The sequence below is a fragment of the Pseudoalteromonas phenolica genome, assembly GCF_005876835.1.
Lineage (GTDB): Bacteria > Pseudomonadota > Gammaproteobacteria > Enterobacterales > Alteromonadaceae > Pseudoalteromonas > Pseudoalteromonas phenolica_B.
The window spans coordinates 24,095-49,611 of record NZ_PPSW01000015.1 but is presented as its reverse complement, the minus strand read 5'-3'; the positions used below and the strand labels follow the sequence as shown (position 1 = coordinate 49,611).

General features: G+C 38.7%; 21 protein-coding genes. 8 read left to right on the top strand and 13 right to left on the bottom strand.

Translation table 11 applies throughout. The features are described from left to right. Positions 1–32: 32 nt before the first annotated feature. Together C1E24_RS10910 and C1E24_RS10905 are read left to right on the top strand one after the other, a co-directional pair. Complete coding sequence (locus C1E24_RS10910) at positions 33–629, top strand: FMN-binding negative transcriptional regulator (protein ID WP_138481370.1); 597 nt, start codon at positions 33–35, stop codon at positions 627–629. 77 nt (positions 630–706) lie between these two features. Next, positions 707–1,174: a methyltransferase family protein gene (locus C1E24_RS10905; RefSeq protein WP_138481368.1), complete on the top strand. Its 468-nt coding sequence runs from the start codon at positions 707–709 to the stop codon at positions 1,172–1,174. 11 nt (positions 1,175–1,185) lie between these two features. Here the strand turns inward: C1E24_RS10905 and C1E24_RS10900 are convergent, their stop codons facing one another. The 9 genes from C1E24_RS10900 to C1E24_RS10860 form a co-directional block, all read right to left on the bottom strand. Then, positions 1,186–2,901 carry a HEAT repeat domain-containing protein gene (locus C1E24_RS10900; protein WP_138481366.1) on the bottom strand — a complete coding sequence of 572 codons (1,716 nt, stop codon included), beginning with the start codon at positions 2,899–2,901 and terminating at the stop codon, positions 1,186–1,188. Next, positions 2,898–4,745 (bottom strand): hypothetical protein, encoded by a 1,848-nt coding sequence (locus C1E24_RS10895; RefSeq protein ID WP_138481364.1) that lies wholly within the window; start codon positions 4,743–4,745, stop codon positions 2,898–2,900. The genes C1E24_RS10900 and C1E24_RS10895 overlap by 4 nt, the downstream gene beginning before the upstream one ends. A 192-nt stretch (positions 4,746–4,937) precedes the next feature. Continuing rightward, positions 4,938–5,210: a hypothetical protein gene (locus C1E24_RS10890; RefSeq protein WP_138481362.1), complete on the bottom strand. Its 273-nt coding sequence runs from the start codon at positions 5,208–5,210 to the stop codon at positions 4,938–4,940. A gap of 14 nt (positions 5,211–5,224) precedes the next feature. Further along, positions 5,225–5,947, bottom strand: a complete 723-nt coding sequence (locus C1E24_RS10885; protein WP_138481360.1) for a phytanoyl-CoA dioxygenase family protein — start codon at positions 5,945–5,947, stop codon at positions 5,225–5,227. Beyond that, positions 5,934–9,791: a TOMM system kinase/cyclase fusion protein gene (locus tag C1E24_RS10880; RefSeq protein WP_138481359.1), complete on the bottom strand. Its 3,858-nt coding sequence runs from the start codon at positions 9,789–9,791 to the stop codon at positions 5,934–5,936. Before C1E24_RS10880 ends, C1E24_RS10885 begins: the two co-directional genes overlap by 14 nt. A gap of 260 nt (positions 9,792–10,051) precedes the next feature. After that, positions 10,052–10,795 carry a zinc-dependent metalloprotease family protein gene (locus C1E24_RS10875; RefSeq protein ID WP_138481357.1) on the bottom strand — a complete coding sequence of 248 codons (744 nt, stop codon included), beginning with the start codon at positions 10,793–10,795 and terminating at the stop codon, positions 10,052–10,054. Between the two features lie 9 nt (positions 10,796–10,804). Then, positions 10,805–11,509, bottom strand: coding sequence for a hypothetical protein (locus tag C1E24_RS10870; protein WP_240721994.1), 705 nt, complete (start codon positions 11,507–11,509; stop codon positions 10,805–10,807). A gap of 168 nt (positions 11,510–11,677) precedes the next feature. Next, positions 11,678–12,133, bottom strand: a complete 456-nt coding sequence (locus C1E24_RS10865; RefSeq protein WP_138481355.1) for a hypothetical protein — start codon at positions 12,131–12,133, stop codon at positions 11,678–11,680. Between the two features lie 76 nt (positions 12,134–12,209). Next, positions 12,210–13,238: a WD40/YVTN/BNR-like repeat-containing protein gene (locus C1E24_RS10860; RefSeq protein ID WP_138481353.1), complete on the bottom strand. Its 1,029-nt coding sequence runs from the start codon at positions 13,236–13,238 to the stop codon at positions 12,210–12,212. 190 nt (positions 13,239–13,428) lie between these two features. Between C1E24_RS10860 and C1E24_RS10855 the strand changes: the two genes are divergently transcribed. The 3 genes from C1E24_RS10855 to C1E24_RS10845 all read left to right on the top strand — a co-directional run bounded on the left by C1E24_RS10855 (position 13,429) and on the right by C1E24_RS10845 (position 16,233). Further along, complete coding sequence (locus C1E24_RS10855) at positions 13,429–14,703, top strand: sensor domain-containing diguanylate cyclase (RefSeq protein WP_171040866.1); 1,275 nt, start codon at positions 13,429–13,431, stop codon at positions 14,701–14,703. A 27-nt stretch (positions 14,704–14,730) separates the two neighbouring features. Beyond that, complete coding sequence (locus C1E24_RS10850; RefSeq protein WP_138481349.1) at positions 14,731–15,267, top strand: GrpB family protein; 537 nt, start codon at positions 14,731–14,733, stop codon at positions 15,265–15,267. Between the two features lie 171 nt (positions 15,268–15,438). Next, entirely contained in the window at positions 15,439–16,233 is a 795-nt protein-coding gene (locus C1E24_RS10845; protein WP_138481347.1) for a hypothetical protein, read from the top strand. A gap of 135 nt (positions 16,234–16,368) precedes the next feature. On the opposite strand, the gene C1E24_RS10840 is transcribed toward C1E24_RS10845, so the two are convergent. Beyond that, positions 16,369–16,905 (bottom strand): malate synthase, encoded by a 537-nt coding sequence (locus C1E24_RS10840; RefSeq protein WP_276609848.1) that lies wholly within the window; start codon positions 16,903–16,905, stop codon positions 16,369–16,371. A gap of 105 nt (positions 16,906–17,010) precedes the next feature. On the opposite strand from C1E24_RS10840, the gene C1E24_RS10835 reads away from it, so the two are divergent. Continuing rightward, entirely contained in the window at positions 17,011–18,579 is a 1,569-nt protein-coding gene (locus C1E24_RS10835) for a DUF3612 domain-containing protein (protein WP_206078129.1), read from the top strand. A gap of 237 nt (positions 18,580–18,816) precedes the next feature. Further along, positions 18,817–19,509 carry an SDR family oxidoreductase gene (locus C1E24_RS10830; RefSeq protein WP_138481344.1) on the top strand — a complete coding sequence of 231 codons (693 nt, stop codon included), beginning with the start codon at positions 18,817–18,819 and terminating at the stop codon, positions 19,507–19,509. A 53-nt stretch (positions 19,510–19,562) separates the two neighbouring features. Here the strand turns inward: C1E24_RS10830 and C1E24_RS10825 are convergent, their stop codons facing one another. The 3 genes from C1E24_RS10825 to C1E24_RS10815 all read right to left on the bottom strand — a co-directional run bounded on the left by C1E24_RS10825 (position 19,563) and on the right by C1E24_RS10815 (position 24,048). Beyond that, on the bottom strand, positions 19,563–20,120 hold the full coding sequence (locus C1E24_RS10825; protein ID WP_138481342.1) for a GNAT family N-acetyltransferase: 558 nt from the start codon (positions 20,118–20,120) through the stop codon (positions 19,563–19,565). A gap of 309 nt (positions 20,121–20,429) precedes the next feature. After that, positions 20,430–22,307 carry a hypothetical protein gene (locus C1E24_RS10820; protein ID WP_138481340.1) on the bottom strand — a complete coding sequence of 626 codons (1,878 nt, stop codon included), beginning with the start codon at positions 22,305–22,307 and terminating at the stop codon, positions 20,430–20,432. 355 nt (positions 22,308–22,662) lie between these two features. Further along, entirely contained in the window at positions 22,663–24,048 is a 1,386-nt protein-coding gene (locus C1E24_RS10815; RefSeq protein ID WP_171040865.1) for an FG-GAP repeat domain-containing protein, read from the bottom strand. 187 nt (positions 24,049–24,235) lie between these two features. On the opposite strand from C1E24_RS10815, the gene C1E24_RS10810 reads away from it, so the two are divergent. Then, entirely contained in the window at positions 24,236–25,435 is a 1,200-nt protein-coding gene (locus tag C1E24_RS10810) for an RsmB/NOP family class I SAM-dependent RNA methyltransferase (RefSeq protein ID WP_240721993.1), read from the top strand. Positions 25,436–25,517 lie beyond the last annotated feature (82 nt).

Below are 25,517 nucleotides of genomic sequence, written 5' to 3'. Positions count from 1 at the left end.
GTGTTACTGCAATTGCATTAAGGAGTAACACTATGTATATCCCTAAAAATCTTCAAATGACAGCAAGCTCAGTCAATCAGTTTATTCATGAGTATGGTTTTGGTTGTCTGGTTTCAGCTAACTTAACTTGCTCACATTTACCTTTTTTGTTTGATGAGAAATACAATGTACTTTATACGCATCTAGCCAAAGCAAATACGCATTGGCAAGGATTGGCGGGGAAAGAGGTGCTGATTATTTTCTCAGGTCCTCATGCTTATATTTCTCCAACTTGGTATGACAAGGGCCCTGCCGTACCAACATGGAACTATGCAGCGGTGCATGTTATCGGCACTGTTTCTCTTTTAAGTGAAACTGAAACATTGAATGTGGTTAACCAAACAGTAGAAAAATATGAGCCGTCGCTGTTTTCAGAACTAGGCATTTTTAGTGAACAGTTAAACGCTAAATTAGCTAAAGCCATTGTAGGGCTTAAAATTGACATTACAAATATTGAAGGCAAACAAAAGTTAGGCCAACAGCGCACTCAAGCAGATCAACTCGGTGTGTTTCAAGCACTGCAACAAGGCGATCTCGAAGCGCAATTACTCGCTGAATATATGAAGAAACATGAAATTGGTTTAGGTTAATAACAATCCCCAGAGTAGATCACTTAATTAAAAGGATTGGTATAATTAAATTACAATTCTAAATGTGATAAATCGCCATGCATGTTTTAGACAATAAAGTCCCACCTCCCGTTGTTGCTGTTTTTTGTGCTTCAGCAATGTACTGGTTAGCGCATTCTAAATTTGCGATACCAATAAATATTTTGGCGCATATGAAGTTAGAAATTGCGCTGACTATTTTGCTAGTTGCAGTTTTAATCGCTTTTTGCGCTGTTTGGTCTTTTAAACAAGCCCAGACCACGATTAGCCCGACCAAGCCTCAAAACAGTGCAGCCTTAGTCACCACAGGATTGTTTAAACACAGTCGTAACCCAATGTATGTTGCTGTTGCTTTGAGTCTTTTTGCATTTGCTGTGTATTTGGCAGATGCTTTATCGCTTGCTGGCGTGGGGGCGTTTGTTTTATTCATTACTCAATTTCAAATCAAACCAGAGGAACGCATTTTGAAGGAGAAGTTTGGCGCGCCTTACGACGTTTATCTAACAAAAGTAAGGCGCTGGATTTAGATGTTAAATAATTAACCTTGGTTATCTTGCTTAGGCGCAGGCTTTTTATGCAGTAACTTAACAATGGCCTTAAAGTTACGCTTAGACTTTTCTGAGCGAAGCGCCTGTCTTAGTGTTTCTTTAATACCTTCGTTATTAGGCTGTTTGGCTAATGCATTAATCGCCGCATAACGAACTGAGTCGTCATTGTCGTTTACCGCAAGGTTAAGCACCGAGTCACTGGTCTTTGGCTTCATATCATAATTGCCAAGTGCTGAAAGTAAGGCTTTGGTGTTTCTGCCAGAGTGAGTATTAAAATGCTTTTCAAGGTTTTGATAAGCAGAATCACTTTGCATCATACCAAGCGCTCTGATTGATGCTTTTTCGACTCGTGGACTGCTATCAGTCAAGTAGTCTTCAATCAGTTCAACGTGTTGATCGTCGCGACTATTGCCAAGCGCCGTGATTAAGTCGGCCGTTTTGCTTTCACTTTCACTGAGCGTAATATGCTCAACAATCGCTTGGCTAAGTTGTTGTGCTGTAGCAGAGCCAATTCGGTTATTGAGTAAAATACCCAGCGTCATATAGAAGCTTGAACTCACTTCTTGATCAACACTTAAAAAGCCATCGTTCAAGAGACTTAAAAGCGTGTCGGTTGCTTGTTGAGAAAGTGGTTGGTGCCCTTGTGTAAGCGCGCGCAGGGCTCTAAATTGAGTTTGCGGCTGCTTCTCAGTGCCTACCAATAAACCACTTAATAACAATTGGCTTGACGGGGTATCGAGTTGCCCAAGGGCATTAAATAAGCGCATTTGGGCATTATCTGAAACCTGATCAGTTAAGATTACGCCTCTTAACTCACCAATAACGGCATCGTATTTTTTTAGTAACAAGGCCAGTGTATGTGCATCAATCTGAGTAATATCTTGCTCAGTAACAAAAGCGAGTAATTCTTTCTTTAACTTGTCTTTTTCGGCTTGAGTTAACTCAACATGAGTACTTTGCCAAAGTGATAAATCATCAGACATTGAGAAAAGGGCGGTCTCAAAAGGGTGCTTGAGCTTTTTAACGCTGAAGCTTTGCTCAGATGTAAAAGTGAGATCTGCACCCACTAAGTTCAACTTTTCTATGCCGTCACGGGAATCTAAAAAGCATTCTGAGGGCGTGATTTGTTGCTCTGACTTTTCTACCTCAATATGAGAAAAAGCATTTAATGCCTGCTTATTTTTGTGCTCATAATTCACTTTGGCAAAGCTTAAGGCATTTTCTTTTTGCTTATAATTAACACGATACTCACCGAGCGTGTCGGTTTCATTGGTAATTTTAGATAAGTTCTTTTGATACTGTAAGTAATAAGCAAGACCTTTAAGTTGATCTTGAGACTGGGTATCTAAAGTATCAGCGAAATAAAATTCAGTGATCAGGCCCTGTTCATTGAGTTTAAATGCAAAAGGCCGTTCGTAATTTGGTAAAGGCATTGATAGCTGCCCTTGCACTGTTTTGACTTGATCTGCTTTAACCGCCCACCAATTTTTTTCGTCTTCTTTTTTGACTGAAATAACAGACAACTTACCTTGGATCTCAATGTCAGTTTGCTGGGCTGGGCTGTTCAGTTTGGTGTAATTAAAACTGGTGAAAGACTTAATGTTGAAGTCAAACTGAGGTTGGCAAAAAGCGCTTGCCTGGCTTTGAAAGCTTGCTAGCGCCACTAAGGGCGCAGCAAGCAAATTTAATCGACATGATAGGATCATAGTTCGATTTCGTCCTCTTTCGAGTATAGTGTCCAAGACTTATTGTAAACACTGTTTGTTTGATATAACCATAGGTCATATTTAGTGGTCTTTTTACCACACGGGTAAGGGATACCCCATTTCTTACACCACTTAACACCAACCGTTTCAGCATATAGGCCAAACTTACCTGAGATTACATCAAGGTCATTTTTCAGCTCAATACCATAATAAATATGTGGCTTGTTATTACCTGTGCTGACCAGAGCAAAACCTGCATTAGACTCTAATGAGAAGGTATTGTCGATTAGCGTTAGAACAGCTTGTACACCAGCAGATACTAAGCCTAAGTTAACACCGCCACGGCCAAATGCACCGAAGTCAACGTGGAATAAGTCACCTTCTGCGTATAATTCAGCGTTGTAGCCAACAGTCAGTTCAAAACCTAAACTGCCGTTTACGCCAGCTTCAACACTCATAGGAACGGGACCGATAGTAAAGCGTGCTTGCGCAAGTACTTTCTCTTCTTCCCATTTCTTTTCCCATGCTTTTTCATATTTAGCGACGTATTTTTCATCTTCAAAAACAACATTATTGAAAATGATCATTTCTGACGCATAGCCAGTATTGTTGCCGCTTACATAAGCACTGCCATCATAAGAAATACTAAATAGTGTGTTCTGAGCATTGAAGAAGTAAGCTTCTACAGTGCCTTCACCAGTTACACGACCACCAATATCTCCGGTAGGTACAATGAATAATTGGCCATTTAAATCTACACCGACACTGAATTTTGACTTATCGCCGTAAGACTTATCGAACGATTTTTCTAGCTTAATGTTCGCTAAACCAACGGCATATTGTGGACCACGCTTAGTAAACCCTTCAGATGAATCTGCTTCTTCACCTGTGTAGAAATAAAGCGGGATTTGTGTCTCAATCACATTGTTATCAGTGATCGTTTCTGCATTTTCAGCAAGATCAGTTAAGATGAAACGAACCTGTAAGTTTTGTTCTTGTGTTGCATCGTGCTCGTCATGAATACGTTGTAGCAAGTCATCTTCAAGCGCGATGTCAAAGCCTATATGCTCGTCATGTAAACCTGCAGTGAAGTTATGCAAGATCACATCTTCATAACCTTGGTTTTGAGCATTCCAGAAATGGGTTGCTTCCCAGTTACCATTGACCATTACTTCGGCTTTGATACTAGTAGAACCAAGTTCAGCACCTTCATAATCAGCGACAATAAAACCTACTAGGTCAGAGTGATGATGGCTTGTGCCATTATCAGTCGTTGGTGCATCTAAAATTAACGCTTCTTGACCAAACTCGGCACTCAGTAATTTATAGTCATGGCTTTCTAATACACGAACATGAACGTCAGCGAAAGGAAATTCACCATCAGCAAATGGTTCGTGATCGACAGAAGGGTGGTTATCATCTTCAATGTCTTCAGCATGATCATCATGCGGGTCAATTTGCGCGATGATGTGGTAATGACCGCCAATTAGGTCATTAGGAATCGTAATTTCAGTCTCAAAGCTGTGGCTACCTTCAGACACTTGAGAAAGCTCTAATGCGCCAACTTTATGAACTTCGTCGATTTCTACTTCATCACCGGTTTCTTCATCAAGCTCTGCAGCATGAATTAAGTAAAAATGCACATCAACGTCTACGTTATTGAAACCTGCAATTTCAACATCATAGTAAGTTTTTACAGTTTGGTTTGGCTCTAATGTATCGAGTGGGCCAGTTGAGATATTTGTAACAGCAATATTGCTTGGTGTGTCATTGCTACCCAGCTCACAACCTGAAAGCACAGTAAGCATGGCGCCAGCAATTAAAGATGTCGTAAAACGACGCATAATTGGTTCCCTAGTCTGAAGTTTTCCAATAAATTATTCTACGGAGCAATTATGGATAAAAAATGAATTAACGTAAAGTTAACAATGGAGCGGTTGTTAGCAGTCAAAAAAGAAAATGAGTAAGCACCGAAGTGTTACTCATTTTTTATTCGAGTTAACTCTTAAATTTATAATTTAAGGTTTTGACCCAGTTTATTCTTTTTCACTAGGAGGCGGAAGAATAATAATAGGTTGGTAATTTGTCGTTGTTGTTGTCAGTTCATTTTTGACAATCTTTAGTATTTCTTCAAGACCCTGCATTGGGTGATATAGGCAGTCTTTAACTTCTTGTTTAAGCTTATGGTTTTCCTCGAATGTTGCGAAAAAGCTTTCAGGATCATCAGAAAATGCCTTACAGCTTTCAGGATTATTCATAATTTCATTTAAAAAATGCAGAGTAGGTGATAGTAATGCTTCTTTTGACATTATAATTTCCTTGTTTAATTAAAATCTTTTTCGAAACTCACGAAAAAAGACCAGTTTGTCTTATTGGTAAAGTTTTTATCTAACGAATGAACGGTTTTGGTATTGAAGATGATTGCTTGTCCTAGCTTTACTTCAACGGTTTTAATTCTGTCTTTGAGTTGCTCTGTAATGTTTGGTGGCAATTGCTTAAATTGACCAAACACCTCTTGTGGTAAAGCGCCAAGCTTATGCGTGCCAGGTATGATTCTGAAGTTAGCTTCATCTACGGGGGAAATTGGGCACCAACACATAATTATATCATTAACATCATGATCTAATGGATAATCTTGATGAAGATTGTTAATCCCTCTCACTTTATCTTCAGGGATCAGAGAAATGTATCCTTTAAAATCTGCCCTTTTGGCTTTATGACCTAAAAGCCTGTCTGGAATGTCAGCTGCAATCAAGTTGCTCGCGATGGTATCGATGAGTTTATCTGCTCTGCAGTCAAGGTGGCTTCTCGATAAATAGCGATTGTTAGTATTTGCAATTGGGTAATTTGGTTTATTGCAAATGAACTCAAAGATATCATCCAAATCATTTTTTATATCTTTTTCAATGAGGTTCATTTTATCTATGGCTAATAAGTACGCAGCTGATGCGAGCTTTTGATATGTGTTTTCGTCAAATAAGTTATCGACAATTACATAGCCATTTTCATTGAATTCATGTTGCAACTCGTCACTAACAGATTCCATTTTTTAATTCCTTTAATTTATTCAACATTATTTTCTCGTTTTGAGTTTCACACCAGGAAGTTAACTCACTAAGTTGAGTTGATGCACGGTCTATTTGTTTAGACTCAATTAAAGTATCTATGTACATGGTTTTATAGAAAGATAGGGAGTGTACTTGCCCGGTTTGTTCAATTTGTTCACAGATATTTTTTAGCAAATCGGTATCTTGGTTTAGCCAAGCATTCAGTGCATCAGTTGGTAGAAAAACCAAATAAAGGTGTGAATCACTCTTAAACTCTTGTCGTGCTCGCTCTATCGTGACTTTTGCAAAAGTAGTTTCATTGCAAATATAAGAGACGATCGAAGCATAGTTTAATGCCATCAAATAGCTTGGTAAATGATTAAACTTTTGCGAAACTTTAATAGCTAGTTCTATGCTTTCTATTGCCTTCTCAGACTGACCTACAATGGCTTGAAAAATTGAATTAAAATAATACGGTAAGCAGTTTGGAAGCAAACCGTAAGTTTTTAAGCCATTTCTAATTTCTTCAGGGTTGAGTTGACCTAAAAGTGCAAAACATTCAGATAATGATTGTTCAGCTTTGTCTAACTGGGCATCAAATACATAGTTATTTGCAAGCATTGATTGAGTTAGTAGACGGTGTAAATAACTCGCTTTGTGTGTTTTGTCTATCAAAGCTTCTTCAGCCAGCGCTATCGCTTTAGTTCTTTCATTATTGTTATTGTGGTAACTGATTTGAGACCAAATAAGCTGGTGGCGTAATCTCTGATATTCTTCGATTGATATACTTAAAGATCCATTTCTTTGCCCAAGCAATTCTTCATTTTGTTTTGCTTTCTCAAAAATTCTAACATCACCGTAGCCAAACCCAAGCATAAGCGAGCTAATATTGTAGCTATTTAATCTAAGTTGCCACTTTATTGATTCATACTCATCACTAATCTTTTGGGCGATTTGAAAGTACTCATTAGTTATGTTGAAAGCCTCTTTATACAAAGAGCCTTCATACGTATGATCAGCAGCCTTAAATGCGTATGTGCTGCTTAATAAGAATTTTTTTGCATGTTTGTAGTGATGGGCAACAAGTAAAGCTTCTAAATATGGCTTTAAAACGAGAATGTCAGCTATCTTGTTATGATTCTTTTCTTTGTTTGGCGTGTTTGTACTTTCATAAGCTGCATCTCTCACTAATGCATGCTTAAAAATATAACTGTCATTATTCACATGGCGTTGATGAATAATTAAATCTTTAGCAATCAATTCATTTAAGTCATTTTGAATTTGATTTTCACTCAGAGAAGAGGCGGCGACAAGTAGCGCATATTCGAATTCACGGCCAATTGTGGCGGCCAGTTGTGCAGTTTCTTTAGCATGAATTAAATTGTCTAGTTTTTGCTGAAGTGACTCACGTAGACTGGTTGGGACTTGGTCTAGTTTGTCTGGGCTGGTGAAGTTAATCTCCCCGTTTATGACACTGACTAAGCTTTTTTGCTTAAGCATATCGATGAGCTCTTCGATAAACAGCGGTATACCGTCAGTACGATTAACTAATACGTCAAGTACGCTTTGTGACACTGCTTGATTGTCAAATAACTTTACAATAAAGTCTTCGGTTGCTCGCTCAGTTAACTTCTTTAAACCGACTTCTATTAAAGTGAGATCTTTTAATTCAGTTGGTACTTTTTGACGTGAGGTACTAATAAGCACATCGCCATTATGGAGTTGTTTTGCAAAATGCTGCATAAACTCAATGGTCGTGACGTCTGCCCAATGAATATCTTCTACTATATAAAGCTTTGAGACACTGAAGCTGACACTTTGACTCATTAGTAATGCACTGAGAGCTTTAAACAATAGAGCTTTTTGCGCATCAGGAGCAAGAGTTGAAGCAGTTAATTCATCATTTAATGCAATATTTAACCAGATCAATAAGATAGGTAGAGTTTGTTTGCAATCTAATGTGTTGTCATGTTTTGTGATAATAGAAGTAAAGGTTTCTATTGCTTCTGCGGTGGTTAAATTATTGGTGTTATATAAATATCGAACCAAAGTCAGAATTGGGTAAAGCGCATTATTTTGATGTTCAGGCAAACACTGTGCAACAAGGTGTTGGTATCTGGCTGCATTACTTCTGATTTCTTGTAGTAAACGAGATTTCCCAATACCAGCTTCACCATGGATATGGGTAAATCGATTTTCTGTTTTTTCGTGATTAAAAATTAACAGTGACTGTTCGAGTTCATTGCTTCTACCCACAAGCTCATGGCTATTTCTTGTGCCACGCATAAAACCAAAAGCTTCTACTCGGCGTTCACCGGTTAAACTAAAAATACGCTCTTTACTAACGTGATGGTTTAGTAATTTTTCACCAAAATATTCAAACTCTGAATAAGGATCAAGAATAGTCCTCGATTCCTCACTACACAAAATCTGTCGCTCGCCAGCTTCTCTTGCCAGAGCCATTGCCGTATTCGCAATATGACCTTCAGGCATAGCGGTCGCATAGGTTGTGAACACCCCCGAATGAATACCTGCATGCACATTAATTTGTACACCATGGGCTTCTTGGGTAAGAGCGTTACGTCTAGATATGTCACTAATGGCGTCTAATATTGTTCGCGCACAAAGACGTGTATCGTTATCTGAGGCAATCGGGTAGCCAAAATAAAACAGCACAGAATCTGCCAAGTTACCAACATGGGTCGCACCATAGCGCGTTGCAATGTCTATACAGTGATTACGTTGGGATCTGAATAGAGTATCGACAATATCTAAATCAAGCTCTTTGTCTGTTAGCACCTTGGTGCTAAGTCGCATAGCTAAAACTGTGATTTGTTTACGCTCGATATGAGCTGTAAAGTTTTGCATTGACGCACTGGCAGGACCGTCATTACGCATGATCATTGTGTCATCATCCGCATGCTGTTGTGCTCGGTAATCTGCTAATACACCAACCAGATTAGTCATATTAACTTGTGACACTTCTTGATAAAGCGTCTCGCCAGTAATTACACGATCGGTGGCGTTTTTAATTAATACGCGTCTTAATAAATCTGCTATTGGGTGTCCCAGTAAAGTACTCGGTATAGAAACCTGCATATCGCTTAATTGTTTATGATACACAGCGGCGATACTCGAGCCTGTAATTGTTGGTAGACCGGTTAAACACTCTAAGAAAACTAAACCCCAAACATAAAGGTCCGTTTTTTCTGTTGCAGGTTCGCCACGCAACTGCTCTGGGGCACTATAAGATGGCGTGCCTAATGTTTCCTGTGTGAGCGTTAGGGTATTAAAATCGGCTTGACGGCTATCTTGCGTAAGCGTGCCGATGCCAAAGTCGAGAATTTTAGCGTGAGTCTTAGCACCCGTTTTGCTAAGCATGATATTAGCGGGCTTGATATCTCGATGGACAATACCATTTTGATGGGCATGAACTAGGGCATCAAGTACCTGTAGCATAACTTCTTTTGCATCGACGGCATTTAATGCACCTTCTTGAATCAGATGCTCTCTAAGTGATCGTCCTTCGACATACTCAAACACACCGTATAACAAATTATCGTTAATCTGCCCTTTGTCGAGCAATCGAACAATATTTGGGTGCTGAAGTTGACTACTTAATGCAGTTTCTCTTTTAAAGCGTTCTATGTAACGCTTTTTTTGTTGCTCGTCACAATGAGGCTCGATTGCCAAAAACTTAATCGCAACGGGTTGCCCTGTATTAGCTTGTATAGCTTTAAAAACTTTACCAAATCCACCTTCCCCAATTTTATGCAATAGTTCATATTGAGTAGAGTTAAATTGATCGTGAATGAGTTGATCTGAAAATTGCGATAGAGGCATGGAATACTTAGTTTATTTCTAGCGTGTAAATTATTTTTTGCAAAAAACTGAACAGTGCTTTTGGAACAAGCGCTTATGTATGTTTTCAGCATATCAAGCAAATATGACATTGCCAAGTTATCGACTTATTTTTTAAGTACTTTAGAGAAAAGTTATTTATTCTTAGGAAAGGAATAAAATAGTGTAAATATGTCTGTAGTATGAAAAGCTGCTACGAGTAATGAGGTGCTAAATGCACCTCACTTTATTTTTGTACAATATTACTTAAAATTTGCAATACTGTATTTGGTGTCATTAACTGTTTTCCAGCCATATGCCTGACCTACAACACCATAAGGTACGCCATTTACAGACCAATTTGGATTTGCAAAATAATCGTACTGAGTTGCTGATCCAAACACGTGTGGGTAAGCCATAATACTTGCGAAGTTATTTTGCACGCCGTGGCCCATACCATCAACGTAAACGCCGCCAGATGTATCACCTTGCTTGCGTGAGTGAGCAAGGCCTTGATTGTGGCCTAGTTCATGGACAAATGTCGTTGCACCACAATCAATAGCAGTAATACTGAACATGCGATCGCTCATTGAGCTATATAAGTTACCGTTAGAGCCTTGGCCAACCCAAGCTAAACCACATGAAATTAAGCCATTACCAGCACTCTCACCTGTACCTAGCACAGCGACCATATCAGCACGCCAAGTGTTGCGAAGATCTGCAACATAAGTGCTATTTGTTACGGCATTTAACCAGCCAGATTCAGGTGTGATGGCATAGTTACCAAGGTTTTGGCTACCAGCTAAGCGAAGTTGAATATCAACTCCGTTTTGTTGATATACTTGATTTGAAAAGGCAATCAGTTGGTTGATTTTAGTATTGATGTTTGCTGTTTTAGCAGCTGCTTGATCTGTATATAAAATACCGATATCTATGGTAACCGCCGAAGCGAAACCAGAAAACGCAATTGCAGATGCAGCGACCAGTGTTTTAAGTGATGTTTTCATCTGTTTTCCTTACTTGTCAGTTTTGTTTAATTTAGGAGCAAAAATGTCAGTTTTTTCATGCTCCGTGTGTTGTGCATCTGAGTGATATTCAGACTCAGAATGCTCGAACTCAACGTGTTTTCTATACAAGTCCCGTTTGGCAGCTATCCATCCATATTGGTCTTTAGTTTCAAATACATAATTTCCACTTGGTGCAGTAAGTTGACCGTAAACCGCATCTTTGCCTACGGTTAAAACAGTGGTGTGAAAGCGACCATCTGCACCAGTCACGTTACCAAAAATACTTTTATCGCCATTTCCTGCGACATCAATAAATGTGACTTCTGCGATAAAAGTTTCTGCCGACTGGGGGATCATAAGTTCAAAATTGTCGCCCGCTTCTAATGCTCGAAGAGAGGGAAGGTCAAACTCAACATAAGCCTCGTTATTCAGATCAGATGGCAACACCCCCGCTTCAGAAAGCACAGATTTAGCTTTTTCTGATAGTTTGTTGATAGCATAAAACTCTGATCTGACATCAGTTTTTGTTAATGGTTTAGTAGCGTCAATGTGCGTTTCTTTCTTAACAGGTACAGAAGAGGGGCTTACGTTGACTGCATCAGGTTTGCTGATTTGTGCGATGACAATATTTTGTTTATCTTCACTATGCTTAGTAAAGAAAAATGTTGCGATTATGATCACAGCGCAGAGTGAGATAAATAAGATACGTTTCATAGTGCCGCCTCCTGTTCAAAAGAGGAACAATTTATACTTGTTTTTGCACCTTTATCAATACAATTGTAAATTTTTTGTTTTATCTTGGTGTGATTTTAGTGACTTGTTTTGGCTTAAATTCTTAATAAACAAGTCCTTATATCGTTTACATTTTTTAACTTTTCGTTATCATCCTGTTTTTAAACTTTTAAATATTTCGCATTCAAAGTGGTTACCTTGATGAGGCATATTGAAAGATTGAGACTCTAACCAATCTTGTGCATCGATTAAACAGCTGAAAGATTTTTTGACAAATAAGCTTTTAGTTTGCGTCATTTTTGCAAGTTGAAACTGAGTGATGTTGTAGTATTCGAATGGGATAACTTGAGCGGTGAATCTTAAACCTTGAGATACTAATTTATCCACCAAATTTTGAATGACTTCTTCAATTTCTGGTACTGAAAAAGTGAATCCATCAAAATAGGCCAGATGTGTAAAAGGCTTTCCTTCAAATGTTTTAATAATGTCTAAAAAGTCTTTGCTGAACTGGAGCGCTTCGTCATAACTCCAAGACCCTTTAACAACAGCGTAAACACAAATGTCATCAGCGCTAAGTTGATACAGTTCTTTTTCGATAGTACGCATTTTAGTTCCTCTAAATAAACATACAGACCTAATTTAAAGATAAGCTTTAGTGCTCAAAAACCCAAGGTTTCAGTGTTTAAAACCTTGAGTTATCTTGAGTTATGACTGCTATTTTACCTTGTGTACCTGCGGCAATAAAAGTACCTTCACTTTGGGCTAAAGTATAATATCCCTCAACGCTAGTGCTTGTTAACGGTTGCCATTGATAACCATGGTTTTTCGACATGTAGCTATTTGATTTACCAACAGCAATACAAAAGTTGTAAGCGCATTGCATCGCAGTAATGAGACCACCAGAATTAATAGTTTGGTTGACCATTCTGCTATTCTTATCTACCAATACGATGTTTTCATATGGACCTTGCCTTTGTTTATAGTCGCCTCCTAGTGCAAATAGATCACCTTTACTATTGAACGCGACACTATAAGCACCTGATGTACTTTCCTTGCTATGCAGGGGGAGTTTAATTTTATTACTCGTTTTGGTTTTGTAATTGTATTGATATATCGCAGCTTGGTTGCCACCTGTCACGAAATAGAGTTCGTTTAGGCGATTAGTGATGAGCGTGTTACCGCTTGCAGCAAATGCGATTTCATCTTTTTCAATCTCTGGAAAATGTGTCATATCAATGGTATGCCATGTTTCACCACCATCTTTTGTGTGTTTTAGCATAAAGTGTCCGTTAACAGGGTCGCCCATCAGAAAACCAAGCTTGCTGTTAACAAAGGCGATGCTATTAAAGAAGCCTTTTTTGTCAGGGTTTTGATAAAGCAATCTCCAGTTTTTTCCTTGATCGTTGGTGATGAATAACGCTGAATCTTCACCATATCCTGCCGCCATCACAATGGCGGCTTGGTCATTAATGATTTCTATGTCTCTGAAATCAAATTTTTTATTAGATTTGAATCCGCTATTAATCCAGGTCCTACCTTTGTCCAAACTCTTATAAATAGTATTTTTGTTACCGGCGACCCAAATAAGCTTTCCGCTAATTGCACTTGCTCTGAGCTCACTTTGAACTGGCAGCGTGTGTACTTTTATATCCAGTGCTTGAGTGAAAAAAGGAGATAATAGAGTGAAGATAATTAAAAGCCTAAAGTGCATATTAATAAACCAAAATAAAATACTGTATACAATTTATATCTTGAATTGAATTGATTAATCAAGCCTAAAAGTGAAGTGATTACTCGCAAATCAGTTTCTATTTGCTTTAGTTGTGCTAAGTTTGCATTGTTCTTTAGAAGCTCTACCGAAAGAATGTTCAAAAAATATGAAATCTATAAGGGATAATTTTTTGGAAAATATACAAAATACCGTCACAAGTGAGCCTATGTCTTTAATGTCTAATATATGTGACAACTTAGGCGCTTATATTTTCGCAAAAGACATGCAAGGGAAATACATATATGCAAATGATAAAGTTGAGGCATTATTTGGATGTTCAAAAGATGACATAGTTGGTAAAGACGATAGTACGTTTTTTGATCTCTCAATATCTCAACAAATAGTTGAAAATGATAGGAAAGTTTTTTCTGGTAAGCAGCAAATTGTCTCTGAAGAAACTAACTTTGTTCGCCATACTTCAGAACAAAGAGTTTACCGAATTATTAAAACTCCACTATTCGACAGAGATAAAAATATCATTGGCTTGGTAGGTATCGCACATGATATCACTGAAGAAAAGCGTCTTAGAGAGCAAGTTGAAGAACAGAAACAACTATTGAGCGTTATTCTAGATAATGTAGAAGCTTATGTTTATATGAAAGACGAGGATCGACGTTTTTTATATGTGAACTCCAAAGTCGCGAACTTATTCGGTCTAGATTCAGACCAAATAATTGGTCAAAAAGAGCAAGATATTTTGCCTATAGACACCGCGGAACACTTTTATGCGAGTGATTCTAAAGCCATTACAGAGCAGCAAGTACAACGTGTTGAGGAAGTTATGGTTGATAATGGAGAAATTCAGCATTATTTAAGCGTGAAAGTACCAGTGACCATGGCAGGAAAGCGCTCTCTTATTGGTTTCTCAACTGATGTAACTGAGATTTTCAAGCTAAAAGAAGAGTTTAAACGTCTAGCAAACACGGATGATTTAACCGGTATTTACAACCGTCGCTATTTTTTAAAAGAGGCAGAGAAAGCATTTAGCATTTTTAAACGGCAAAATACGAGCTTTAGCTTGTTAACTTTTGACGTCGACTTTTTTAAAAATATTAATGACCAGTTTGGCCACCCTATAGGCGATGAAGTACTACAAAACCTTACTTCGATTGCCCAAAGACTGTTGCGAAAAGAAGATACGTTCGCCCGTATCGGCGGAGAAGAGTTCGCAATATTGTTACCCTATACGGACATCAATGCAGGCGACTATGTTGCTGAGCGTTTGAGAAATACAATAGCATCATCCTCACTATGCGGCGCTAAAAAAATCCAGCTTACGGTCAGTATTGGACTTACTGGGTTCAATCGAGAGGATTCTAGCTTCGATGATGTGTTTTCTCGAGTCGATAGAGCACTTTATCAAGCGAAAGAGTGTGGTAGAAACTGTGTCATATCTCTTAATTAATACGTTTAAACAATAAGGTTAAAGTGAATGGCAAGAATTATTGAGGTCGTAGAATATAACCCACTTTGGCCTGAAATGTTTTTAGAGGTTAAACAACAGCTAAAATCTTTGCTTGAAGGTCAAGTGATTTTGATTGAACACATAGGGAGTACATCAGTACCAGGCTTATGTGCTAAACCCATAATCGACATACTTGTTGAAGTGAAAAATTTAGACTTTTTAGATAATCTCACTGCGCAATTCACGGCGCTTGGGTTTGTTGGCAAGGGGGAGAATGGCATTGTTGGAAGACGTTACTTTCAAAAGGGTTGCCTGCAAAGAACCCACCATGTGCATATTTTTGAACAAGGCCATGCTCATGCGTTTGAACATCGTATTTTTAGAGATTATTTAAAAGCGCATAAGCTAGCTGCTTTACAGTATGCTGAGATTAAAACGGACGCAGCTCGGGCTTGTAATAACGATATACAAGTTTATATGACGTTAAAAGATGAGTTTATAAAAGCTCAATTACAGCAAGCAAAAAACTGGTACAAAGACACAATAAAAGAACCCTTACTTTAATCAGTTTTATTAGTGTGTATTCAACTTTTCGTAGGAACTTTTGTGGTGGCGCAACCGCTACAATCCTAATTTTTAGTGGGTTTTATTGCAGCGTTGATAATTAATTAGCAGTTGTAGAAACTCAAAAATCGTCTATAACTTATTAAATGATAAATAAAATATAGAATTATCGTGCCGAACTTTTTAGTTATTCTACTTCTTTTGGTATTAATGCCTTTGTCACTGAATGCAAAAGAAGAGGGAAAAAGAATACACACTGCTGAAAAAGTTTACGTGTATATCTACCATTTAAAACCGCCATATATTGAACAGTTAGAATTAGAAACAGGACTTTATTTTGAGCTGGTTGAGCTTTTTAATCGTTTTCAAAGCAAATACCAGTTTGTCGCCCAGTTTGTGCCTCGTAAAAGACTTAATAGACAAATCGCCAACAATACCTTAGATGGCATGATCTTAGGTGTTCACCCTGTGTGGTTCAAAGACAAGCAAAAAACCAAGTTTTTCTGGACCAGGCCTTTATTACATGATCAAGATGAATTTATTTCTCATATTAAAAAGCCTTTTGATTATGCAGGTAAAAAATCTCTTTATGAAAAAAATATTGGAGGGGTGAGAGGGTATCATTATTTTAGAGTTGCACCTGTTTTAAAAGCGGGGAAGGCCAAACTGACCCCAACGAGCTCAGAATTACAGTTGCTAGAAATGTTGATAAAGCAACGCCTTGATTTGGCTGTAATCAGTCGAGCAACATTAAATTATTATTTTATTTTGCACCCACATTGGCGAGATTTAGTTTATTTTTCAAAAGCACCTCATGAACAATATTACAGAGCTTTACTAAGTCCAACTTCTTTAGAGAGTCAATTTAACATAATTGAAGGGTTATTTGATCAAGAGGCATTTTTAGCTGCGCTTGAAGGGTTAAAGATAAAGTATGGTTTCAGAAGTGAGGTTGTCCACAAATAAAAAGGCTTTATCTACGACAGTTTTTTAAAATTTGGTGTAGTCTCAAACATACGAACATTGGTTTTTGACAATTTGAGCACCGACCGCTGTTTTTTCACAGTGCTCACTGATTTTCATGCTGTTTGCGACTTGATTTTACAACACATACTCGCTGCCATCTTTTGCGGTATAGGCTTTAGATTGACCTTCACGAACTATTGAGTACTCAATGCCAGTTAAAAAACTGATCCAAAGACGCTTCAGTTGGGTTGCGTCATTATTGCTATCTACGGTACTTAGTTGTGTTTCCATTTGAATATCATCAATGTGTGCCATATCAATTTGACCAGTATCACCTCGGCGGTTGAAAGTCAGCTCAATATGTAAGCCATCTTTTTTCTTAAGTAAAATAGCTGTTGGGTCATCACGGTGTCCACATAGGGCAACAAATTGTTTTGGCTGCTCTAAACCACAGTGACTGCCATCTGCGAAAAACGCCATTAGGTGATTGTAGTAAACCAAATAATGTGTCACTTGGGTGTGTGAACCCTGATCAAGTGGGCAATGCTCATCAAGATATTGTTTTGCAAGTGTCATTTTCTGGCATGTTTGATCTGTCATTTCACTGCGAGTTAATGCTGTCATAATCGTAACCTCATTCGTTAAATCGTTTTTGTTGGTTGTTGAATTCAGTGTATGTGAATATTTTTTATAATTTCACAAAAAGAATTTCACAGTGTAAATTTTACAAAATCTGCTATTTTTACTGTGTGAATAAAATATAAGCAGGGGACGGCAGTGAAAAAAACATCAACATTAATGCGGAAATCTCACTTTTTAGGGACCAAAATACGTAATTTAAGGAAGCGTAACCATCTGACATTAGAAGATTTATCTAGTCGATGTGTGAGAGTAGATGCCTATTCTGCGCCCTCTGTTTCTTACCTTTCTATGATAGAACGTGGTAAGCGTACGCCGAGTCAAGAAATGCTTGAAAATCTCGCCCAAGTATTTCAAAAGCCCGTTGAGTGGTTCTTAGACAGTGAGCCTGAAAAAGATACCATTACCCCAGATAAAGGCAGAAGTGGCGGGATCACAGGTATGGCACTTGAACCCAACTTTCTGTTCAGTAATGATATTTTGCAAATCGCTATTCCCGAAATGCTGTCTCAAACGGGAATAAGTGGCCGTCAATTCGCACATTTATTAATTCGTGCCCATCAAGAACATCATCAAAATCATTTTCCTGATTTAGAGCGTGCAGCAGAAGAAGTAGGAAATAAAAACTTATATCTAACCTCCAACGATTTAATGCGTATCGCTCAAGAAAAAGGCTTACAAATTAGATGGTTTAATGACAAAGATAAACATAATGAAGTAAAGCAAGTTAATAAGTCACGATTAGTCAGTTCCTTTTTGAGAGCACCCAATATTGTGTTCTTAAATGAGAAATTAAAAGTGAAAGAAAGCCGATTAAAATATGATTTAGCGGTGCATATTGGGCATGCAGTGTTACACAATCAAGATGGGGTTAAGTGTCTATTATCGATTGGTGGGGCTGAGCAAAAAGAAACTGAATTACACACCACACCCAATGCGCAAGATATTCTTCAAGCATGGCAAGACTTTGAAGCCAGTTTTTTTGCTGGCGCATTGTTGTGTCCTAAAGCGCCGTTTAGGCAATTACTCGACAGCTATGGGTACGATATTGCGGTTCATAAACAACTCGACATTTCGGTGTCTGTGGCGATGCGTCGTATGACAGTCGTGTCACCCTACCCACATTGGCATTACTTTGATGCGTATAAACCAGGTAAATTGAAAGCGGTATATCGGGGCAATGGTATTCCTCTGCCTTGGGGCAATATGCGTCAGGTTGAAGATCCCTGTCAGCACTGGGCGGTATTTAGAAAGTTTGGAGAAATGTCGCGAGAAAGCAGTGCCCAGCTTTCAATTTTAAGCGTTGATGGTAAGACGCGTTTGTATTGTTGCGAATCTGTATTAGTTGAGGATTTAGCTGGTGCAAAACATGTTCTGTGTATGGGTATTGATTTGAACCCAGCCATTGATGCGCAAGGCACTGATGCGCAAGCTGTCGTTGAGAACCTACAAGCACTTTGTATTAAACATGGCGGCTCAACGGTTGTGCCGCATAATATCCGTCAGCAATTGCTTAGTGTGGCGCGTATTCTAAATATTAACTGGATAGAGCGGGGGCTAGCGTCTGAACTTAGAGTCATTTGTATTCGAGGTAATAGCTGCCCAAGAAAGCCGGGGTGTTATGGCAAATGTAAAAATGGCAAAATGACACAAAGTATCGAATATATACCCAAACCACATCAAGATACGAGGTTCAGCGAGAATTGATTGTCTGTCAGACAAGGCATCGATTTGAAGGTCTAGTGGTTCTAAATCGAAAATTGATAACGCAGTATGAAAGCCAATCAAACTCGCCCAAGGGAGCGTGCTTTCAGTCCTATTTCATCGTCAAAGAACTTGGAAAGGACTCGTCATTACGCTGCGTCCTTTTCCTTGAACTAGAACAGAAAGCAGCGCTCTGAATCATGCATCTTGAGGAAGTTTGGGCATATTAGGTGAACCAGCTTGAAAACAGTATTTATTACCGGTGCAAACCGTGGCATAGGGCTAGCATTGACCAAGGTCTTTTTAGCTGATGATTGGCAAGTAATCGCAACGTGTCGCAACAGTGTTGCTGCTACTTCGCTTAATCAATTAAAGAATGAATTCAAAAAGCTCCACGTCTATGAACTAGATATTACCGATTATCAGCAAATGGCAACTTTGAGCGCGAAATTAGCAGACTCAAACATTGATGTGCTTTTGAATAATGCCGGGCTCTATGGGCCAAAAGGTTATGGCTTTGGCAATTGTGATGTAGACGCTTGGCGTGATGTATTTGAAGCCAATGTGATAGCGCCAACTAAACTGGCAGAAGCGTTTATAACTCAAGTCTTAAATAGTGAACTCAAAATAATCGCAGCTTTATCATCGCGAGTTGGTAGCCATACTGAAAATACCAAAGGCGGCGGATACATTTACCGCAGTTCGAAAGCGGCTTTAAACTCAGTAGTGAAAAGCCTATCAAACGATTTGTTACCAAAAGGGGTTAAAACGGTTGCGCTTCACCCTGGTTGGGTTCAAACAGAAATGGGCGGACCAAATGCATTGATAAGCGCTGAAGAGTCGGCGCTAGGGCTAAAGCAAGTTATTGAGTCTTTAACTGACGAGCAAAGTGGTGGCTTTTTCAGCTATAAAGGTGATCAAATACCTTGGTAGGAAAAGCCTGTAGTTGCGCGGTCAGAAGCCGCGCAATGTTTCGTAACTAAAGTTTAAAAAAGTAAAGCCATTTCTGCCGCTTGGCACTGACAACTGTTTTCACAAACTGTACAAACATAACCTTGCGTACCACATAACTCGGTCCAGCGATTATCATGAAGCTTGATAAGCTCTCCGCCTGCTTTTGTGAAATATTTCACCGCGCCATTACCTGGGCTTTGTTTCCATAAATGCGCAACACCTGCCAAAGCACCTTGCTGTCTTAAAGCAACAATAGAAGCATGAAGTAATTTGGGGCCAATGCCTTGGCCTTGGGCTTTTTCAGAAACTGCGATGCATTTGAAATATGCCATCTGTGAAGGGAATACAGGCCAGAGTTTTGGGCTACACCACTTATCAATGTCCCATTGATCTGCGGCATAACTTAGCCTAAACCCGACGAGTTCGTTTTGTTCATTTATTGCAACAAAGCTGGCATTAATATCATGCTTGATACCTTGTTGATGCATTTTAGTTAGGCTCTGCTCGTTCATATAGTTGTCACCATGAACGATATTAGCCAGTGAGATCACATCTTGAAAATGCGTGTGTGTGAGAGGAAGATACTGCACTAGGAACACCGATTTATTATTCTTCTACTGTTTAAGATAAAGAAATAATGTTCGGTCTACAAGTATATATTAGAGTCAATTGCATGAAAAAAGCAGACACAAATTTACACCTGCTTTTAACTATTGCAATTTTTCTTGGTGTGCATATTTACCGCGCACCTACTGAAAGTTAGGTTTTAAACTTAATGACAACCTGGCACTATTACAAGAAACAGGCTATCAAAATCAACTTTCGTTTTAATAGCCTTTGACACCCCGAATTGTGCGTTTGTACGTAAAAGTGACAGACAAACCTATCTTAAAGAGACGTTACTTTGCACTTTCAGGCTGATCGGCTCTTAAAAAGCCGGCTGCTTCCTCATCTTGCTTATGTGCAATACTTTGTCCGCTCATTGCTCTCGTTTGTTGATTTAACTGATAAAGCTGTGAAGCATTTCCTAAATCTCTTTCACTGGTGATAGAAGCAATAGACTCCCTATCTTTCAAAAAGCTCACAATATCATGCTTTATAGCATCTAATTGCGCTTCATCTTTGTGCATCTCGAGTATATGCCTTGGGTGCTCTAAATTTTTTAAACCTGTCGCTGCGAATGTTGAACTCACAATACGTGAAACAATAATCCAAGGTGTGATGCTGCTTCTTACTAGCGTATTTTCTGAGCGAGTTGAATCATGAATACCTGTACCTGTAGAAATCTTTGATTCGGTAAACGTGCCTTCACATTTGAAATATACAAGCAATGACTCGAATTGCATTTCTGCAAAAAATACATGGGCCGAATTAGTCATAAGGCGAGCGAAGGCTTTAAATATCGCACCAATTAAAAATAATTGAACGATGTTCATCAACATCTGGGCCGAGGTGGATAAGTTTGCTGAATTGAAAGCTGTTTCAAAGCTATTTATGTTTTGACTACTGATAAACTTAGCTAAATCAATTGCTTGGTAGGCTAATAAAACACTAAAAATTAGAGTGATAATAAAAAAGATATTACCGAATAATAAAGATAACAAGCGAGATAGCTCGAATGTTTTACCTAAGTTCATAGGTGAAAACTTGGGTTGCACTTCTTGTATCATTTCACCATTAAAGCCACCTTTACCATCAACTTGCTCTTGCAGTTTAGGGTCTAGCTCTTTATAGACTCTATTAGGAACCTCTCTGTAGCGCCTGTTAGCCATGACTAAATTATCAAGATTGATAAAGATTTCATTCGGGTGAACAGATTCTTGCCAGTTTTCTCTTAATTCAGATACTTCAGTGACAGGGTCAACCTTATTTAAACGGGCGCTAATCATAGAACCAATAATTGCTGTGCCAATCAGTGCAAATACAACAATACCAATTAAGTACAGACCTGAATTAAAAGAAGGCAGTTGATTTAAAAATTGCTCAATATCTTGCTTCGAGAACCCAGTTTTATTCATTAAAAATGACATAACAAGCCCAATGACTAAAGGTAAAACAATAGATAGGGCAATAATTTTGGTGAAACTCGCGGTGCCTAAGGTTTCAATCGTACTTTCTGCTTTTCTAGAAATGGGTCTTCCAGCTGAGCGCCAAGTAAGAAAAATAAAAAGCATTAAAAAACAGCTGTAAATAGGAAAGGCCAATTCACCAACTTCACCAGCAAAACCAGTTAAAGAAACGAAGGCGATCAGGGCATATGACACTAAAGCGACAATCGTACTTATCCATGCATTGAAGATTCGTTGCGTCATATTTCTAATGGGATAAGGTAAGAATAGTAGTTTAGGTAAGAGGCTATGGAGCAGTCTCGCGATGAAACCTTTTGGTTCGACAAAAGTGCTGTTTTTTCTTCCTACCAACATTTCTTCCAACGTTTTTGCTCGGTAAGCGACATCATTTTTTTCGCTGTGCGCAGTAGATGATTCTGATTTGCTAAAATTATAGGCAAGAGAAGTCGGGTGATTTCTTCCAACAAAATATCTTAAAGTAGAGTAAATACCTGATGCTGCAGTTTTGAGTCCAATAGCTAAATTAACAATGCCAAATAGCATTAAAATCCAGCCCGAAATTTGATCTTCCTTTACAAGGCCTGCTGCAAAAAATAGCAGTGTCATACCTGTGAGAGTTTGAATTACCCCTCTTAATGCTGTCACTTTGCCTTCTAATTTGAAGGGGTTTTTGAGCCCAAGATCTATTGAGCCATAATCAAAAGCCATAAGTATTCACCTTTTTGAAAATTCTTTAGTACTAAAATTTTAGAATGTGGTTAATACCAATCCGGAATATTCAATTGATGGGGAAGTTAAACTGAGACTAGCGTGGGTAGGTTTTTAGATAAAACTAAATAGTTAGTATTACGCCTGTAACTGACAATTTCCCTTTGCCAAAAATAGAACACTAAATTAAGTGGATCGGAACAATAAACATCGGAGATACTTTGCCTAATAATTTATTTATTATCAATGGTGTTTTGAATATTTTTATAGTTTTTATCAAAAAAACAAAGTTATGTTTACATCTCGAGGGGAAAGTGGCAAAGCTATTATTACAATGCCACTTTTAAATTCTGCTTTAGTTGAGAAGTGTGATTATTTTGCTATTCCCATCATTATCTTGAAATCTTAGTACAAAATCGTGTTTGCCATCATTATTGATGTCGACTAGCTTAATGTCGTTGCCATCTTCTGGTAGCTTGTGTTTAATTTTTCCGCGCTTTTTGTTTAGCACTGTCTTTGCATTGCCATAGTAAACACTGAGCGTTTTACTGCCGGTTTTGAATACGGCATCTTGTTTACCATCACCGTTGATATCGCCAGCATAGTAAGTTAATGCCATTTCATCACTGCTCATGCCAATTTCCATTTCAACTTCTTTTTCAGAGTCAGGTTCTTCAGAAAAGGTGCCGTCAGGTTTTTGCGCATAAAAGCTGATTTCTACATCAACATCAGTACTGCCACCACCTAATGCCATAGAAGCGATGGTGCCTAGACCAAAGTCGACATGAAATTTTTGTAATTCACTTTTACCATCGCCGTTAAAATCATTATCGAACTCAAAGCGGCTGGTGCCAGAAGCCTTAGGCAAAGTTAACGGGGTTGCTGAAAATTGACCATCTTTTTGTCCGTAGAATACCTGAAAGGTGAGCTCAACATCGAGTGAGTCCATGCCTTCAACAATTGGTGCATATCGTGTGACAAGGTCGAGTTTACCGTCATTGTTGATATCGAGTAATTTCGCAATGCGGCGATTCGCTTCAACGTCATCAAGTTTTCCGGTCTCAACAGGGAGTTTTAATGGCTTAAGCGCGTTTTCATAGCCTGTTTTATTGGCATAAAGTACATCGATTTTCTCTCTATCATGAAACACTAAATCATTAAACCCGTCTTGGTTTATGTCGAATACTTTAGGCACCATGGTTAGGTCAATGTCTAGACGCAATTTACCACTGCTAAAATTACCCGAAAATTTAGGCTCAGTGCTGAATGTGTGCTTAGTAAAGCTGCTGTCAGGGTTTTGAATGTAAATCTCTGAGTGAGTTAAGTCAGGCAGAACAATGTCGCTCAGACCATCGTTATTAATGTCGCTAATAAAATTGATTTTCTCGAACTCGTCGAATTCTAGTTTAGAAAGCAGTGCATTGGTTGAAAGCACCTTTTTAGCGCCGTGTTTATCGACAGAAAAAATGCCTTCTTTATTCATGACAAAAGCGGTGATTTTAGATGAGCCCGCAAGCTTGCCGTAATCAAAACCAAAAGTATCTTTTGGCAGTTCGAGCTTAGTAAATTCCATGCTTTCTAGATTCAGTTCAGCTAAATTTGCGTCTTCATCATGATAGGCAAACATAATCGGGCTCTTTGTTTCAATTAGGCTGCGATTGGTTTTTATGGGAATGTCTTTTGCTGCCATCGCTGAATAGGATGCGCCTAGCGCTGCCATCAATAAAAGCGTGTGTTTCATTTTAAATTCCTTTCCTCGAACTTGGTGTGGTTCTATCTTAGGTTTAATTGCAGAGCAAACAAGTTCGAATTTGTAATGAACTGTTGCAAATGTAATGACATCCAACATGTTTTATATGGATAGTGCTCGTCGCTTATCTGAAAATCAGCTACAATCCGCGTCGTTATTGAATTTAGGAGTTAGGCGAGTGTTAAACGATAGCCAATGTGTTGAAGCAATTATTAGCTGTATTAAACAAGTTTTTGAAACAGAGCAATACGCTGATAAAGCAATAGAAGCTGGCCTTGCCAACCAAGCTTTTTGGAATCAAGCAACCAAAGCTTATTATGTGCAGCATTGCTATGAGCTGATCCGTTATCACCGCCAGCTTAATACGGCACTTGATATCGATACCTCAGATGAGAATTGGCCTTGGCTACATTTTGAGGCCTATCAACTGTTAAATGGCGTTGAGTTACCAAATTGGTCTGAGTTTGCAGGTTTAGATGTTGAGGCATTAAAAGCAAACCTTGATGAAGCCTCGCCTGCAGAGCAACAAAGTTACCCTGATTGGCTTTGGCAACGCGCTGAGCAAGAACTTGGTGATGATTGGACTAATATCGCCCAGGCACTGAACGTACCTGCGAAACCTTACTTACGTGTAAATACTTTGAAGGCCGACGCTGAGACGTTACAAACGTCTTTGAAAAAGAGTCAATCAATTACCAAAGTACTTGAGCAAGAAAACTGTTTAGAAGTTGAAGAGTACGGTTATTTATTTAAATCTGAAGCATTCAGCAAAGGCTGGTTTGAAATGCAAGATGCGGGCTCCCAGCAGATAGCACCATTACTCGATGTAAAACCAGGCCTGCGCGTTGTTGATGCGTGTGCAGGCGCGGGTGGTAAGAGCTTACACCTTGCTAATCTGATGCAAAATAAAGGCTACATCTTATCGATGGACATTCACCAGCATAAGCTAGATGCACTCAAAAAACGTGCAAAGCGTGCGGGTGTACATATGCTTGAAACGCGTTTAATCAAAAACAGTAAAACAATTAAGCGCCTAAAAGAAAAGTTTGATCGCGTGCTGTTAGATGTGCCGTGCTCAGGCACGGGGGTTTTACGCCGTAACCCAGATGCAAAATGGCATTTACAACCTGAAAACATTGATACTCTGATCAGCTTGCAGGCCGAAATTCTGCAGCGTTACAGCCAGATGTGTAAAGTCGGCGGAAAGCTTGTTTATGCGACGTGTTCTATTTTTCCGAGTGAAAACCAAGAACAAGTAAAGGCATTTCTGGAGAATAATCCAAACTTTGAATTACTAGAAGAGTTAAACCTACAACCGGGAATTAACTCTGAATACGATGGTTTTTATGCCGCCGTATTAACTAAGAAAGAAATTTAAAAACCTATCTAACCTGAGCTCAGGTTATCTATACAGAGCCGCTGCAAAGCGGCTTTTTTTGTTTAATAAAATAACAATTAAG

What these genes read in the sequence shown, in the direction of transcription:
- C1E24_RS10895 (WP_138481364.1), bottom strand. Translation starts at nt 4,745, where the DNA reads ATGCGTCGTTTTACGACATCTTTAATTGCTGGCGCCATGCTTACTGTG.
- C1E24_RS10820 (WP_138481340.1), bottom strand. Translation starts at nt 22,307, where the DNA reads ATGGCTTTTGATTATGGCTCAATAGATCTTGGGCTCAAAAACCCCTTC.
- C1E24_RS10860 (WP_138481353.1), bottom strand. Translation starts at nt 13,238, where the DNA reads ATGCACTTTAGGCTTTTAATTATCTTCACTCTATTATCTCCTTTTTTC.
- C1E24_RS10900 (WP_138481366.1), bottom strand. Translation starts at nt 2,901, where the DNA reads ATGATCCTATCATGTCGATTAAATTTGCTTGCTGCGCCCTTAGTGGCG.
- C1E24_RS10890 (WP_138481362.1), bottom strand. Translation starts at nt 5,210, where the DNA reads ATGTCAAAAGAAGCATTACTATCACCTACTCTGCATTTTTTAAATGAA.
- C1E24_RS10850 (WP_138481349.1), top strand. Translation starts at nt 14,731, where the DNA reads ATGGCAAGAATTATTGAGGTCGTAGAATATAACCCACTTTGGCCTGAA.
- C1E24_RS10905 (WP_138481368.1), top strand. Translation starts at nt 707, where the DNA reads ATGCATGTTTTAGACAATAAAGTCCCACCTCCCGTTGTTGCTGTTTTT.
- C1E24_RS10815 (WP_171040865.1), bottom strand. Translation starts at nt 24,048, where the DNA reads ATGAAACACACGCTTTTATTGATGGCAGCGCTAGGCGCATCCTATTCA.
- C1E24_RS10880 (WP_138481359.1), bottom strand. Translation starts at nt 9,791, where the DNA reads ATGCCTCTATCGCAATTTTCAGATCAACTCATTCACGATCAATTTAAC.
- C1E24_RS10910 (WP_138481370.1), top strand. Translation starts at nt 33, where the DNA reads ATGTATATCCCTAAAAATCTTCAAATGACAGCAAGCTCAGTCAATCAG.
- C1E24_RS10865 (WP_138481355.1), bottom strand. Translation starts at nt 12,133, where the DNA reads ATGCGTACTATCGAAAAAGAACTGTATCAACTTAGCGCTGATGACATT.
- C1E24_RS10875 (WP_138481357.1), bottom strand. Translation starts at nt 10,795, where the DNA reads ATGAAAACATCACTTAAAACACTGGTCGCTGCATCTGCAATTGCGTTT.
- C1E24_RS10870 (WP_240721994.1), bottom strand. Translation starts at nt 11,509, where the DNA reads ATGAAACGTATCTTATTTATCTCACTCTGCGCTGTGATCATAATCGCA.
- C1E24_RS10885 (WP_138481360.1), bottom strand. Translation starts at nt 5,947, where the DNA reads ATGGAATCTGTTAGTGACGAGTTGCAACATGAATTCAATGAAAATGGC.